A 14137-nucleotide genomic window follows, 5' to 3' on the forward strand; every position below is an offset into this window, starting at 1 on the left:
GTCAAGGGTAAGGTGGAGATTTTTCAGCGGCTTTTTGCTGAAAAATACGACCTGACCTTGACGAACTCCTTTTTTACCAGACTGGAAGGAGGTCTTGCGACATTCTTTCGGAGCAAGGCCTTGATTACCCGGTTCTACACCGCCTTGCTTAGCTGATCTCTGTAATAGAGAGAACGCTTGACGAGCGGAGGATACCCTTCGTTCGTCGTGTAAATCCTTCTTCGGTTGTAATAACTCTCTATAAACCTAAACACTATGCTCTTTACAGTTTCCATCTTCATGGTTTCGGTTCTAATCTTATAGATCCGTTCCTTCTTCAACGTGGCGAAAAAAGATTCCATTCTGGCGTTATCAAAGCATCTTCCGGTATGACTCATGCTCTGTATCGCTCCATGGGCGGCTAACATATCACGGTAAATCTTGCTGGTAGACTGACTGCCCCTATCACTGTGGAAAATCATACCATACGCCTGATACGTCTTAGCCGCTGAAGTAAACGCATCCATACAAAGCTCAGCTCTCATATGCTCCGCCATTTTTAACCCTACGATGGTTCCGTCAAAACAATCCAATATGGCAGCTAAATACAACTTGCCGTCTGCTGTAGGAATTATCCCCCAGCCATTTTTTATTGGGCGATGAAGCGGTAAAATCCTGTTTAATTAGGTTTTCGCTGGCTTGGGCTGCAGGATCTGCCTTGGTAATTCCTTGAGCATGGAACGTTTTCTTAAGCATGAGATGATGCTCTTTGCAAAGCTTAAGTACCAAATAATAGCTCCCGGTATAGCCATAGAACAACTTCAAATCCAAATAGATTCTATACGCTCCATAGTCTGGATTCTTTGCACGAATCTCACGGATCTTAGCCAAAAGGTCATGATATTTATAGGGGCGGTTCTGATGCTTAAGCCATTGATAATAGCCGGCTTCACTAACCTTTAAAACCTTACACATTTCTTTAGTGCTATGCTTGGTTGATTCTTTAACCTGTTGCACCCTTATAAACTTAAAGAGGTCTCGTGCCGCTACTTCTTTTGGCTCTCTGCGAAAAAACCAAGCGCTTTTTTCAGAATATCATGGGCTGATTCCAGTTCTTTGATCTTCTTTTCCAATGCTCTCATTTCCGCGGTTTTAGGGTCTAATCGGGGATGGCCGCTGCCGACAAAGGCTATAGCACCATGTTTTTTAACCTTGCCACGCCATGTGTATAGTGTTGTGATAGGAACCCCTAATTGCTCTGAAGCTTTTGTGGGTCCGATCTCGTAGGATAACTTGATGGCTTCTTCTTTGAAATCTCTGTCATAAACTCGCATCTGGATACCTTCTTTCTCTAATGGCTATTGTTTCCAGAATTACGAGTTTTCTGACTCAACTAAAATGATATCACTCCAAATCTTTTTCTCCGAACATTGAGATGCCTTGATTTGGGAGACTCTTTGGTAACATATAAATATCTTGATATTGCATAATGGAGTGGCTGAAGCGTTAAAGTGAGTAAATAAAAAATTATGAGTTTAAATATTTATCGTGGGAGGAATTATGGTACATCTTTTAATAAATTAGGGAATAAGCAAGAAAGGGTTATTTAACAATGTCAAATAAATACTTAAACAAACTGTTAAGAATGTCAAAACGCATTCCTGCTTCCGAGTATCTTCGTGCATTAATCGGCATATGGGTTTATACTAGCTCCGATATAACGGGAAACATATGTAAAATTCTCCGCACTTCCCGAATTTATATTAATCAAGATAGTAGGTTTGTTTACTCTATTGATCCCTGGAAAATCATATGGGCGCGAGGGAAAAAGATAGTTAGCAACAATACACCGGCCTATGAGCGAATTCTGAAATATGGGCTGAAAGAACTGTGTCCAAGCGATATCAACCCATCAGTAGAAAAACGCCGTCGGGTACTCGATGGGGTGATAGCTTATGCAACGAAACTGCAAAAAGCTGTTGAGCATAGTAACCACCCGGACAAGGCAATTATTGCCGCGCAATTGACCAATATGCAAACAAAACCGGCTTCGGATTTCCGTGAGGCTTTGCAACGGATTCTTTTCGCAAATAGTCTTATTTGGCAAGCCGGACACCGGCTTAACGGACTTGGTCATCTAGATAGTATACTTGAACCGTATTACACGGAGGGCGTTTCAGATGGGACACTGACTCGAGCGGCAGCAAAGGATTTACTGCGGGATTTCCTTAAAGCGTTGCATGAATATTACTGGTACAAAAGCCAGGTGTTAGTGGGGGATACAGGGCAGATTATCATTCTCGGGGGAGATGATGGTAAGGGTGGCTATGTCCATAATGATCTAACTGAGCTTTTCTTGGAGCTTTCCAAAGAACTTGTGTTGCCTGATCCCAAAATTCTACTGCGGGTGAACAAAAATACGCCGCGGCGATTATATGAACTTTCGCTGGATAGCATAGCTACCGGTTGCGGCGCGCCGCTTTTTACCAATGATGATGTGGTTATTCCCCAGCTGATTGCGTTTGGATATGACAAAGAAGATGCCTATAAATATGGGACAAGCGCTTGTTGGGAGCCGCTGATGGTTGGTAAAAGTTCTGATGCGAACAATGCGGCCTCACTGAATTTGCTTAAGCCACTACTTGCTGTTTTCGATAAGGAAAAACTGAGCGATATAACATTGTTTGACGATCTGTTTTCCGCCTATGCTAAAAGCTTAAGCAACGAAGTTCAGAATGTGTTTGCGCTTTCTCAGGCCAAACCCTTTGTGGAAGCACCGCTGTTGTCATTGTTCATGGATTTAGACGATCCGTCCAAAGACATCTCTGAAGGGGGATGTAAGTACAACGGGGTGGGTATTACGACCGTTGGCATGGCGAATGCGGTTAATTCATTGCAAAACATCAAAAATCTTGTGTTTGACAGTAAAGAATTAAGCTTATCTGAATTAAATTCAAAAAGGGTAGAAGGCTTTTCTGCTGAATGGGCTAAGGAGTTAAAAGAAAATGCTATTTTCGGACATGATCTAGAAGGGGCAACTGAACTTACGGAAAAAATCAAAGTGGTCGTAAGTACTGAAATCGCTGATTTTCGCACGAACTTGGGTGGTAAAGCAAAATTTGGTCTTTCTTCGCCTTCTTATATTGATTCAGGAAAAACAACGGGCGCATCCTTTGACGGGAGAGATGTTGGAGAGCCGTTGGCTGTCCATATTTCCGGCGCATCGGGGTTGGCACCTACTGAACTTGTTTCTTTTGCCTCCGGGCTGGATTACAGCGGTAATAAATTTAACGGCAATGTGGTAGACTTCTTTGTTTCTCCGAATTTCACAAAAAATAACTACGATAAATTTGTGGATTTTCTAATGCTCAGTCAAAAGCGAGGTTATTTCCAAATGCAAATGAACGTCGTATCAGCAAAGACACTTACTGAAGCCAGGAAGAATCCCAAAGCTTTCCCGGATTTGGTTGTCCGTGTATGGGGCTTTTCCGCATATTTCAAGGATTTGCCGGATAGCTATAAAGATGTCTTGATAGAACGTGCTCTTGCAGCGGAAAGCAGGTAAAGACTTTTGCCATCAATAAAAAAGAATTATCTTTATAATCTGACATATCAGATTATCGCAATACTGGTTCCACTTATAACGACCCCATACGTATCCCGCGTCCTTGGAGCCGAAAGTGTTGGGGTTTATAGCTTTACCAACTCCATTGTAACCTATTTCATATTATTTGCTGCATTTGGCACGGCCTTGTATGGCCAGCGTCAAATTGCATACGTGCGAGAAGATAAAGCACAGCGAAGCCAGGTTTTCTTCGAAGTTCTATTACTCCGGGTGATTTTTACATCAGTCTGTACAATTGCCTATTTTGGTTATCTCATTATTTTTACCCCTCAAAATATGTCGGTATATTGTATGCAAGGTATTTTGCTGATTGCCGTGGCGTTTGACATTTCGTGGTTCTTTATGGGATTGGAGCAGTTCAAGAGAACCGTCATGAGAAATGTCGCAGTAAAGCTATTGGGAATGGTACTCATTTTTATCCTTGTAAAATCTCCGAAAGATATAGCTTTATACGCAGGAATACTAGCGGGTTCCCAGTTTATCGGCAACATATCATTATTTCCATATCTGCGTGGATTAATTAGCTTTTCAGGAATAGGAAAGATCAACCCGTTTAGGGACACAAAGACAATCACCACCTTGTTTTTTCCAACTATCGCCGTCAGCGTTTATACCGTTCTTGACAAAACAATGATTGGCCTCTTTACTGATACGGCAGTTCAAAACGGATATTACGAACAGTCTGAAAAAATTGTAAAAACAGCGCTTACCTTAGTTACATCCCTTGGAGTGGTCTGTATCCCACGTATTGCGGCCGCTTATGCGGCAAAAGATATTGACGCTATTAAAAGAATCATATTCCGGAGTTACCGCTTTGTTTGGCTGCTTGCGTTGCCTTTGATTGGTGGGATAATTGCACTGGCGAGCCAGTTTTGCGGATGGTTTTATGGCCCGGGGTGGGACGAGGTCCCGGTCTTGATATCTGTATTCTCCTTCTTGCTGATTGGCATCGGAATCAACAATGTTACAGGCGTCCAGTATCTAATACCTGTGGGCTTGCAAAATGTTTTTACCGCCACAGTTATTGCGGGAGCTGGAATCAATGTTGTTTTGAACTTGTTGCTGATTCCGCGTATGGCTGCTTTGGGTGCGGCACTTGCTTCCGTGGTCGCTGAGATAGCAATTGCGGTTATACAATTGATTTATGTGAGAAAAACATTCCCTATCAAGGATGTTGTTGCGCCTATGCCGAAGTACCTTGCTGCTGCTGTTTTGATGACGGCGCTGTTATGGTGGGCAAGGGGATTTTTCCCATCGACAATATGGGCGACGGGTGTTCTCTTTGTCGCTGGAAGCGCAGTATACGCAGTAAGTCTTTTGATATTAAGGGATTCATTCTTTTTAGAAATCTGTAAGCAAATGCTGCAAAAAGTGAGGCGACACACGTGAGTGATAGAGTATTGGTTACAGATATTCAGAGGTTTTGCCTTCATGACGGCCCCGGTATACGCACAACCGTATTTTTTAAAGGTTGTTCGTTGCATTGCCCCTGGTGTGCGAATCCTGAGACAATTTCGCCTGTGATTCAGGAAGTCACGGTTGGCAATGGCAATATCATGACTTTTGGGGAATATAAGGGACTTGGTGAGATTGAGCAGATAATCCTCAAAGACTCACCATATTATGAAAACGGCGGTGGCGCAACATATTCCGGCGGGGAGCCGCTTCTTCGCGCTAAAGAGATTGAGCCATTATTATCAAGTTTGAAGGTTAAAGGTATTAATCAATGTGTGGAGACTTCTCTTTTCGTTCCCCCTGCATTGTTGGAAATCGCCACCAGATACATCGACGAGTGGATGGTAGATTGCAAAATTATTTCTGATGCCGAAAAATGCAAGGCGGTTTTAAGTGGAAATCTGCAACGATATTTCGATAACTTGAAGACTCTTTTCACACAAATTGATCCAGCGCATGTCACAATACGCATTCCGTTCATTCCTGGGTTTACAGACGACGAAGACAATTTGGGTGAAATTGCGTCATTGATGGCTATATACAAACCAGGCGCAGTAGAGATATTAGAAGCACATAACCTAGGGAAAGCAAAGTACGAGAAATTGGGCCAACAACCTCCGGAATACAAAAAGCCCTTGGTGGAGTCTATGGAAGCATTTGTTGAAATTTTAAAAACGAATGGATTGAACGGAAAAGTTCTCAAAATATAACAATTGTGATCTGAAAGGGTTGTGAAAACATGTATAACTTCTTAATCATCGGTGCTGGTCTGTACGGCGCGGTAATAGCGCATGAAGCAATAAAGCGCGGTAAGTCGGTCCTTGTCGTAGACAAGCGAGACCATATCGGCGGAAACATCTATACCCACGCTGTTGACGGCATCAACGTCCATCAGTATGGCGCACATATTTTCCACACCTCGGACAAATCCATCTGGGATTATATAAACCGATTTGCCGAGTTCAATAACTATGTAAACAGCCCCATTGCCGATTACCATGGTGAGATTTACAATCTGCCCTTTAACATGAATACCTTCAGCAAAATGTGGGGGATAAAGACCCCGGACGAGGCGAAAGCAATAATAGAAGAGCAAAGGGCAGAAATAACCGATGAGCCGCAAAATCTCGAAGAGCAGGCTATTTCGCTTGTTGGCCGGGACATCTACGAAAAGCTGATTAAGGGCTACACGGAAAAGCAGTGGGGTCGCCCCTGCACGGAACTGCCTGCATTTATCATTCGCCGACTGCCGGTACGGTTCACTTACGATAACAATTACTTTAATGATCGTTATCAGGGTATTCCCCTTGGAGGATATACCGCAATCATTGAGAAAATGCTTAAAGGCGCGGAAATCAGGCTTAATACCGACTATCTTGGGAAGAAAGCTGAGATGGATGCGTTAGCGGAAAAAGTGGTTTACACCGGACAGATCGATGCCTATTTTGGATATAAATTGGGCGAGCTGGAATACCGTAGTGTTCGCTTTGAAACGAAGGTGCTGGATACGAATAACTACCAGGGCAACGCTGTGGTCAATTACACGGACAGGGAAACACCCTTTACAAGGATTATTGAACACAAGCACTTTGAGTTTGACACGCAGCCAAAGACGGTAATCAGCCGCGAATACAGTGCCTCTTGGAAGCGCGGTGACGAACCTTATTATCCGATAAATGATACGAAGAATAGCGCTTTATATGAAGAGTATCGCAAATTGGCGGCTCAAAAGTCAAAAGTATTTTTCGGCGGACGTCTTGGTGAATATAAGTATTACGATATGGATGTTACTATTAAATCAGCCTTAGCCCTGGCTTCAAAAGTGTTGCGATTAGGAGAATTTTAAATATGGGTGTTTTACTGACCGGAGGCCTGATACATTGGTTCCCACATATTTGGGGGCAAATCTTGACGATTATGAAGTGATATGTTTAGCGAAGGAGCAGGATGTCGCTCTGGTTAATTCAAGTGTTAGGAAATGAAGATGCATGGAAAAGTATTATGGTAGGAAATAAATCAATTGTAGTAGCAAAAATGAAAGAGCTGGAGGATAGCTTCATTGATTAAGGAAATGTTTAAGAAAAAGGCACTTTATGGGGAAAAAGGGCGTCTTAAAGACTGGTATGATGAGCATTTGGAAAAGATAGGAACAAATTGGTGTTCGGAATGCATCTAGTTTATTAAAATATCTAAATGTAGAGAATCAAAAACTTTTTGTTTTTATTAGCCCAACTTCAAATAAAGGTATTTATGAAAAAGTGATCTTCCATGAATTGGCTTTCTTAACCTGCGTGGAAATGCATATATCCGATAAGGAAGTCATCGGAGTAGAAAATGATGAAGAAATTGAAAGCGTATTTGGTGTTTCAAAATTTATCAATGATGGAATATGCGATGCTAAAGAATTAAAAGAAAATAGCTTTTATATTTGATTTAAACAATAAGTTTCTTTACCCAATTCATAAGCGTTTTCGAATTGTAAAGACACGTATTAAAATAGAGCGCTCAACACTCCAAAAACTGCAAAATCTCAGCGATATATGCAAGAAACAAGTGTTAGTTAAATACTTCAATATTATTGGGTATATTCAAACAGAAAAAATTGATTTTGCCATTTATAAGAGGCGGTAGGATTTTAACCCCAAACATGGATTGAGGAAGGATTGCAGAAGTTTGATGAATGGTATGTGGACTATTATGGGGTGAGATAATCTATTCTCATCGAAAATCCTGAGAGGTAGTTGAACAATGAAGAGCAAATTTTTTAAAATTGTGGGAAGCATAGTGTTGATTATTACTATAGCTGGATTCTGGGGATATAACAAATATTTCAAGCCTGATCCGGCAATCCAGCAGCAACTTGTAGAACAATTTGGTGAAGATTTCTTTTCTTTTGAGGATGTAGAGCCGGCTGGCGAAGTAGGTTCAGAAAATAGTGAAGGGAAAGTTAAAAGTCCTTCCCAGAAAGATGGTAATGAAGAGACTAATGTAGATACTGATGCTGTTATAATTAAAGAGAATGTAGACAATCAAAACTCTGCACCACCGAAACAGGAGAATACTGAACCTGTCACTCTGGAGCAAATCGACAATAAGTATCAGCCTCAGTTTACTCATCTGCAGAATTTAGCCGTAAGCCGTTTGGATACATTGTTTGCGACAGCCATTCAGGAGTATAAAGAAGGGACATTGAGCCGTTCACAGCTTTCCCAGAAATATATACAAGCGGCTACCACCCTTGAAGCCAATGTGGACAACCAATTCTATGCTGTATTGGCTAAGATGGAAAAGGAGCTGAACGGGAATAATCTGGCCACGGATAGTGTAAATGTATATAAAGTAAAATATGAAAACGCTAAGTTAGATAAGCGAGCCCAGCTATTCGCACAAGTAAGATGAGCATAACGAAAGAGGGGTGTAAACCTTAAAAAAGGAGTGACCACAACAGTTAGTTGCATCACCCCCTGAGAGTTTTCTTATATCATTTTAGATAGTAGGCTGGTGCCGATAATTGTAAGTAAGGCAAGTACTACCGTCCCACCGATTATGATGAAGTTTTGTTTTTTAGTACTTAATTTATGCCAGATCAAATAAAATCCCTCCATAGAAAGTGCTACACTGCATTCTAGCATAGGAAATTTACTGGAACAATACGGCATAAGCCCTTTAATGGGTGGGCAAAAAGTCCTACATTCTGGTTATTTCATTGGCAAGATGTTTTCATAAATGTGATTTAGGATATGCCTTTCAGTGTCTTTTAAATTGTCAAATTGATATTGAAGTACGGAACCTGATGATAGAAATTTGGTCACATAGTAATCCTTAGGGCTGCTTTGTTTGATCGTCCAATAGCCATCAAGATCACCAATAACATAATAGCTACTATCATACATATGCACGTCCAGATCCCTCCTAGTGACAAAATAGTATTATATCTATTATAATGCAATTTCGTTTATTTTTGGAGTGAGGTTTCCGAAAATTCGATAAACTATATGCTGTTTTAGTACATGATATCTCCCTTGCCAAAGCACCCAAAATGAGTTACCCTAAAAAGGACTCGAAACCTAGAAAAGGATGTGAGTAGCACTATGCTAAAAAAACTATCGATGGGCTTGATAATCCTCGCCTTGATTTTTGGGATTGGGGGATGCGGAGGCAAGACTAATGGTGAAAACCAACCTCAAAATCCCTCCACCGGGCAGCCCCAGCAAGAGGAACCTGTGAAATCAGAGTATCTGACACCCATCCCGGAAGGGACACCTCTTGGTGAATCCAACGCGAAGCTGTCGGAACAGATTATGGGTCAGAAAGATGTGCTGGGCACGCAAATCTACGAACAAATGGAAACTGTCTTTGGGGATATTACCTTTAATGCCGGGGTGGACAAGGCTTATGCCAACCAGTTGATCAAAGAGCTGCTGGCTCAGATGAAGACCAATTATCCGGGAAAACCGCTTACCGCTCAAGCCATCAGTGACGGCCAGGTCATAGATTCCGTCAATTTCAAACCTTGATACCAGCGTTCTAATTTTGCACAAAAAATTACCCAGCCACCTATGTGGTTGGGTTTTGACTATTTTTTCTGAGGTGGAGCGATGAAGAAGATTTTAGTATCGGGCGGGGCCGGGTATATCGGCAGCCATACGGTCCAGGCCTTGACTGAAGCCGGGTACGGGCCGGTAGTGCTGGACAGCTTAATCACCGGGCACAGGGAGGCTGTACACGGGGGTATTCCTTTTTATCAGGGGGATATAGCCGATGCAGAGCTTGTCACAGACATCATAAAAAAAGAAGAAGTCCGTGCAGTGATCCATTTTGCCGCACGGAGCCTGGTGGGAGAATCGGTGCAAAAGCCGGATCTTTATTTTGAAGAAAATACGGCGAAGACCAACCGTTTTGTCAGCACTTTGCTTCAAGGCGGCGTGAACACCATTGTCTTTTCTTCGACAGCGGCCGCTTATGGCAATCCTGAAGAAATTCCGATTCTGGAAGAGTCCCACACAGAACCGATCAATCCTTATGGGGCTTCTAAGCTGATGATTGAGCAGTCCTTTTATTGGTTAGAGCAGGCTTATGGTTTAAAGTGGATGGCTCTGCGCTATTTTAACGCGGCAGGAGCGGCCTGGGACGGCTCTCTGGGGGAGGATCATACGACGGAGACCCATCTGATTCCACTGGTCCTCAAAACGGCCCTGGGACAAAGAGAGGCCATCTCCATTTTCGGCACCGATTATAAGACTCCCGATGGGACTTGTATCCGGGATTATATTCATGTCCTGGATCTGGCGGAAGCGCATATCCGGGCTTTAGAGGCATTGGAACAAGGGGTGCCCTGCGGTGCTTATAATGTAGGAACCGGAACAGGGTATTCCGTACGGGAAGTGATCGCCATGGCCGGGAAGGTGACCGGCCTAGATATTCCCGTGCTGGAAGCTCCCCGCCGGGAGGGAGATCCGGATCGGCTGGTGGCCAAAGTCGAGAAGATCCAAAGAAGGTTAGGGTGGCAGGCTCGCTATAGTGATCTGGAGACCATTATCAAGACGGCCTGGCAGTGGCATCAAAAACATCCCTATGGCTATGGGGATTGATCTTGGAGATAGAATCAGATGCAGGATAAAGAAGGACAAAATAACTTAAGATTAATTCTTATCATCTCATGGGTGGCCGTCTTCCTTTGGATGGGCATCATCTTTTATCTGTCCGCTCAAATGGCGGCTCAGTCCGATGAACTAAGCCAGGGGATCGCGGAAAGGCTGCTTAGTGCTGTCGCTAAGGCCTTTCCAGGGTTGAATGTGGATTACATCCAGTCAAATTTCCTTGTCAGGAAATCTGCTCATTTCTTAACGTATTTAGTTCTCAGTGTATTGACCATGAATGCTTTAAGAAGGAGCGGCATCAAAGGAGTGCGGCAAATCGCCATTGCCATAGGGATCTGCGTTCTCTATGCGATTAGTGATGAGGCGCATCAGCTCTTTGTTCCGGGGCGCAGCGGTCAGCTTAAGGATGTGCTCCTCGATAGTGGGGGAGCTATTGTAGGCGCCGCTCTATATAGATTGTTCGAGAGGAGAGAATAAGCAGTGTTCTTCAACTGGGGGTTTATGAAAAAGACAGTGAGGGAATTAAGGAAAAATCAGTACCTCACAGCCAAAGATCTGGCCGATAAGCTCCATATTGATACTATCGATGTTCTCAACATGGACGATAAGAGGCTTAAAGATATTGAAGAGCCTCTTAAGTCGGAGATGATTCCCATCCTTAGAGGGGACTATATGGACAGGCTGCCGAATTAAGATAAGCAGACTCTAGTTTTCTGCATCTGGCTTAAATTCATAGAAAATTTCCTCTCCCAGCACCGTCGCTTGCAGGGATTGGGCAATGCTGATATAGCGTACGCCGCGGTCAAGCTCGCTTTGATCCGCAGGACCAGGGAAAAGGACCCAAATGTTCTTGCCGGTTGCTTCCCGGTAATTGGCCAGCGTATCTTTCAGCAGCTGTGCTTCTTTGGCATTGATGAAATCGGCCGGGCTGAGGGACATGAGGAGAAAGAGATTGGCGCTCTGGATGTCATCCAGGGCTGTGAACAGCCGGGTCCATTGCTGCGGATCGCTTCTCCTCAGCCCGCCCTGGCTTACATCCAGATGGAGGAAAGTGCTGTTTTGATAAGTAGAGGATTGATACCCTGAACCGGCGGCCAGTATAAGTGTTTGGGCATCCCCGGCTCCCGCCTGGGTGATGGGAGCGGTGTAAACCCCCGGTGCATTGCCGCCGGTGAGCAAGGAAAACAGGAAATTGTCGGGACCGGAGGTGAAATCAGCCTGCCGGTTCGCTTCGTCTTTGGGAAGGGTATCGGCGGGGATGGTGCTCGGATCGATAGTCGGGCGCTTCTGGATCAGAGCCGACAATTCGTCAAAATAGATCTTCCCCCAAGGGTTGGCGGGATCGGTGTTTTCTATGTAGAGTCTGGTGAGATAAGCGGGAGAGTCGATCCCGGATAAGGACGCTGTGCTCTCTTTCCAGCCGGTCCAATTAAGGTCGGAAGTAAATTCGACGGTGTGTTTCACATTGGCGGAGTCTATGACTTCTCCTTTGATGCGATTCGAGTTGGGGCTGATATTATAAAGCCACAGGGATAACCCGGTAGTGGCCGGATCAAGGGGGAGCCCCTGATCAGCAAAGAGGACAGAGATCTGGTCCTCAGAGTTACCGTATAAGAAATCATACACCAGCTGTCCGGAAGACTCCCCGGCGTAGAATTGCTCAGTGCTGAGCTCGAAATAACCCTGGCCTGTTTGCGGGTCGGTTTGGAAGCGTGGTTCATCCGACCGGCCGGAGCTTTCGAAGGGATGCAGGAGCTCCATGGAATCCAAGGTAACGGCAACGGCGCTGTAGGCATGGGTGTCGCCGACGCCGGCCCGGATATAGCCGGTACCGGTGGTGACGGGGGTGAAGATGCCGGCTTCGCAACTACCGATGTCGCCGTCAACGTTCCATTGAACATCCCGGCCTTCGATGACCGCGGCATAACCTTGGGGGTCGAGACCTTTTACCCGGATGGCTTTATTTTGGTACAAAGGAAGGTCGAATTTGGCTGGATTGAGGGTAAGCTGCACCGGGGCGCTTAAGACCCGGATCTCCAGCTCCGCCTCCAGCCCGTCGAGGGTGGCTGTTACTTTCCCTGTGCCTGGGGAAGCCGGATAAAGGATATTGTCCTGAAAGCTGCCGTCGATCCCGCTGACATCCCACTGAACTTCTCTTGGGTCGAGCTCCACCGGATTGGCATAGCGGTCGATGCCCTTAAGGGAAAAAGTTCTCGAAGTATCGGCAAATATGTTGGTGTCTTCGGTCTCAATGATCAGGCGATCCAGCTGGCCGGCGGGGGCTGCGGAGAAAATCCCGATGCCTGACGCCACATTTCTTAGGATGCCTTCGGAAGGAAGGTTGACTACATTAGGGGAAAAGGCCCCGGGCTGTCGGGCGGCCATGGTGGTGGATGCGCCGCCGTCAAACATAATAGCCTGATACGCCCCTAATTCCAGCATCAGCTCGGCGGATTCCTGCTGGGTCAATCCGATGCTGTTATCCTGTCTTCCATCAACTGTAACCAGGATGAGCTCGCTCCCATCTTCAGTACTCCCGGCTATGGTCCGGGGGTTCCGTTGATTAAAGCTGGCGGTGCTGTAAGAAAAAGTGGCGGGGATTTCTCCGTCCTGGATAAGAAGGGAGGTTCCGGTGGTGGACATCTTCAGGTCGTTCCAGTCCGGCGTGGAGGTGACTTGGAATTGGAGCTGTTCTCCAGGGGCGGCCTGTTCCAGAAGCTTGGCCGCCTGCTCGCCCCGGGAGACGACGACGAAACCTTCCTCGGGAATCTCGGCGGCAGGCTGTCCTTCCCGGATCTCCAGGATTTTGTTCCCGCTTACGACGGTTTCAACCAGATCCGGGCAGTTTTCGGAGGCGCCGATGGCCACAGGTCCCCACTTGCGATCCAGGACCGTAAGGTCTTGGTAGTCCTGCCTGCTCGGCTGGTTGTACTGGGTAACGGCAAAGGCGGTATCGTTTCCGGTGATGAGGGTAAGGTCATTTTTCCAATAGTGAAAAAGCAGCTGATTGGCATAATCAATGGAAAGGGAGGCCATTTCATTTTTGCTCCGGTTATACCAGGCGGAGGTGGACAAAAGATCGCCGGCCCGGATGGTGGGGCCGTCTGCATAGCCTTTGCCGGCGGTGAACGGATTAAAGAAACTGCTGTTGACAGCAGCCACAGCCCCTTCCCTTTCGGCCAGGGCGGAAATGCTGACAAGGTCATCGGTGATCGAGTCATTGCTTAGGGTGTCAATTTTCACATAAGGGTTACTCATATCCACACGCAGCACATTGATATTCAACCAGCCGCCGGTGGTAAAACGGGATATGTTCTCCAGGGTTACGCCGTTCGTAACGGTTTGTTGGGAATGATCCTGGTAGAGGACGGGCAATTGGGCCATTACCGTGTTGGGAAGCGCCGTCACACTTAAAAGCGCAGCAAGAAACAGGGCCGGAATTTTTCTTAATCTCTTCATGATTCTCTCCTCAATAAAA

The 14137-nt window shown here is 45.3% G+C and carries 15 protein-coding genes; 10 read left to right on the forward strand and 5 right to left on the reverse strand.

The genetic code is table 11. The annotated features are described in order from the left end of the window. Positions 1-134 precede the first annotated feature (134 nt). The 3 genes from DESLBE_RS20515 to DESLBE_RS20525 form a co-directional block, all read right to left on the reverse strand. Positions 135-590: a DDE-type integrase/transposase/recombinase gene (locus DESLBE_RS20515; protein WP_172625470.1), complete on the reverse strand. Its 456-nt coding sequence runs from the start codon at positions 588-590 to the stop codon at positions 135-137. Then, a complete protein-coding gene (locus DESLBE_RS20520; protein ID WP_144678111.1) occupies positions 559-954 on the reverse strand; it encodes an IS3 family transposase in 396 nt (131 codons plus the stop codon). The genes DESLBE_RS20515 and DESLBE_RS20520 overlap by 32 nt, the downstream gene beginning before the upstream one ends. Positions 955-1025: 71 nt before the next feature. Continuing rightward, the gene (locus DESLBE_RS20525) at positions 1026-1313 is read right to left on the reverse strand and encodes a transposase (protein ID WP_144678112.1); all 288 of its coding nucleotides are present in this window, start codon (positions 1311-1313) and stop codon (positions 1026-1028) included. A 278-nt stretch (positions 1314-1591) separates the two neighbouring features. Between DESLBE_RS20525 and DESLBE_RS20530 the strand changes: the two genes are divergently transcribed. From DESLBE_RS20530 to DESLBE_RS20550, 6 genes are all read left to right on the forward strand, one after another. Then, positions 1592-3544 carry a pyruvate formate lyase family protein gene (locus DESLBE_RS20530; protein ID WP_144678113.1) on the forward strand — a complete coding sequence of 651 codons (1953 nt, stop codon included), beginning with the start codon at positions 1592-1594 and terminating at the stop codon, positions 3542-3544. A 6-nt stretch (positions 3545-3550) separates the two neighbouring features. Further along, complete coding sequence (locus DESLBE_RS20535; RefSeq protein WP_144678114.1) at positions 3551-4993, forward strand: flippase; 1443 nt, start codon at positions 3551-3553, stop codon at positions 4991-4993. Beyond that, entirely contained in the window at positions 4990-5769 is a 780-nt protein-coding gene (locus DESLBE_RS20540) for a radical SAM protein (RefSeq protein WP_144678115.1), read from the forward strand. The genes DESLBE_RS20535 and DESLBE_RS20540 overlap by 4 nt, the downstream gene beginning before the upstream one ends. A gap of 29 nt (positions 5770-5798) precedes the next feature. Next, entirely contained in the window at positions 5799-6905 is a 1107-nt protein-coding gene (gene glf, locus DESLBE_RS20545; protein WP_144678116.1) for a UDP-galactopyranose mutase, read from the forward strand. Positions 6906-7332: 427 nt separating this feature from the next. Continuing rightward, entirely contained in the window at positions 7333-7491 is a 159-nt protein-coding gene (locus DESLBE_RS26680) for a hypothetical protein (RefSeq protein WP_172625471.1), read from the forward strand. 316 nt (positions 7492-7807) lie between these two features. Then, positions 7808-8458: a hypothetical protein gene (locus tag DESLBE_RS20550; protein ID WP_144678117.1), complete on the forward strand. Its 651-nt coding sequence runs from the start codon at positions 7808-7810 to the stop codon at positions 8456-8458. Positions 8459-8757: 299 nt separating this feature from the next. Here the strand turns inward: DESLBE_RS20550 and DESLBE_RS20555 are convergent, their stop codons facing one another. After that, on the reverse strand, positions 8758-8958 hold the full coding sequence (locus DESLBE_RS20555; RefSeq protein WP_144678118.1) for a hypothetical protein: 201 nt from the start codon (positions 8956-8958) through the stop codon (positions 8758-8760). A 192-nt stretch (positions 8959-9150) separates the two neighbouring features. On the opposite strand from DESLBE_RS20555, the gene DESLBE_RS20560 reads away from it, so the two are divergent. From DESLBE_RS20560 to DESLBE_RS20575, 4 genes are all read left to right on the forward strand, one after another. Next, the gene (locus DESLBE_RS20560) at positions 9151-9576 is read left to right on the forward strand and encodes a hypothetical protein (RefSeq protein WP_144678119.1); all 426 of its coding nucleotides are present in this window, start codon (positions 9151-9153) and stop codon (positions 9574-9576) included. Positions 9577-9657: 81 nt separating this feature from the next. Further along, the gene (galE, locus tag DESLBE_RS20565; RefSeq protein WP_144678120.1) at positions 9658-10650 is read left to right on the forward strand and encodes a UDP-glucose 4-epimerase GalE; all 993 of its coding nucleotides are present in this window, start codon (positions 9658-9660) and stop codon (positions 10648-10650) included. Positions 10651-10668: 18 nt separating this feature from the next. Continuing rightward, the gene (locus tag DESLBE_RS20570) at positions 10669-11136 is read left to right on the forward strand and encodes a VanZ family protein (RefSeq protein WP_144678121.1); all 468 of its coding nucleotides are present in this window, start codon (positions 10669-10671) and stop codon (positions 11134-11136) included. A gap of 3 nt (positions 11137-11139) precedes the next feature. Then, on the forward strand, positions 11140-11352 hold the full coding sequence (locus tag DESLBE_RS20575) for a transcriptional regulator (protein ID WP_144678122.1): 213 nt from the start codon (positions 11140-11142) through the stop codon (positions 11350-11352). 12 nt (positions 11353-11364) lie between these two features. Here DESLBE_RS20575 and DESLBE_RS20580 read toward each other — a convergent pair whose 3' ends face one another. After that, positions 11365-14118: a phosphodiester glycosidase family protein gene (locus DESLBE_RS20580; RefSeq protein WP_144678123.1), complete on the reverse strand. Its 2754-nt coding sequence runs from the start codon at positions 14116-14118 to the stop codon at positions 11365-11367. Between the last annotated feature and the right edge of the window lie 19 nt (positions 14119-14137).

The sequence above is a fragment of the Desulfitobacterium sp. LBE genome, from assembly GCF_007830365.1.
GTDB classification, from domain to species: domain Bacteria; phylum Bacillota; class Desulfitobacteriia; order Desulfitobacteriales; family Desulfitobacteriaceae; genus Desulfitobacterium; species Desulfitobacterium hafniense.

What these genes read in the sequence shown, in the direction of transcription:
- DESLBE_RS20520 (WP_144678111.1), bottom strand. Translation starts at nt 954, where the DNA reads ATGTGTAAGGTTTTAAAGGTTAGTGAAGCCGGCTATTATCAATGGCTT.
- DESLBE_RS20525 (WP_144678112.1), bottom strand. Translation starts at nt 1,313, where the DNA reads ATGCGAGTTTATGACAGAGATTTCAAAGAAGAAGCCATCAAGTTATCC.
- DESLBE_RS20530 (WP_144678113.1), top strand. Translation starts at nt 1,592, where the DNA reads ATGTCAAATAAATACTTAAACAAACTGTTAAGAATGTCAAAACGCATT.
- glf (WP_144678116.1), top strand. Translation starts at nt 5,799, where the DNA reads ATGTATAACTTCTTAATCATCGGTGCTGGTCTGTACGGCGCGGTAATA.
- DESLBE_RS20550 (WP_144678117.1), top strand. Translation starts at nt 7,808, where the DNA reads ATGAAGAGCAAATTTTTTAAAATTGTGGGAAGCATAGTGTTGATTATT.
- DESLBE_RS20560 (WP_144678119.1), top strand. Translation starts at nt 9,151, where the DNA reads ATGCTAAAAAAACTATCGATGGGCTTGATAATCCTCGCCTTGATTTTT.
- galE (WP_144678120.1), top strand. Translation starts at nt 9,658, where the DNA reads ATGAAGAAGATTTTAGTATCGGGCGGGGCCGGGTATATCGGCAGCCAT.
- DESLBE_RS20570 (WP_144678121.1), top strand. Translation starts at nt 10,669, where the DNA reads ATGCAGGATAAAGAAGGACAAAATAACTTAAGATTAATTCTTATCATC.
- DESLBE_RS20580 (WP_144678123.1), bottom strand. Translation starts at nt 14,118, where the DNA reads ATGAAGAGATTAAGAAAAATTCCGGCCCTGTTTCTTGCTGCGCTTTTA.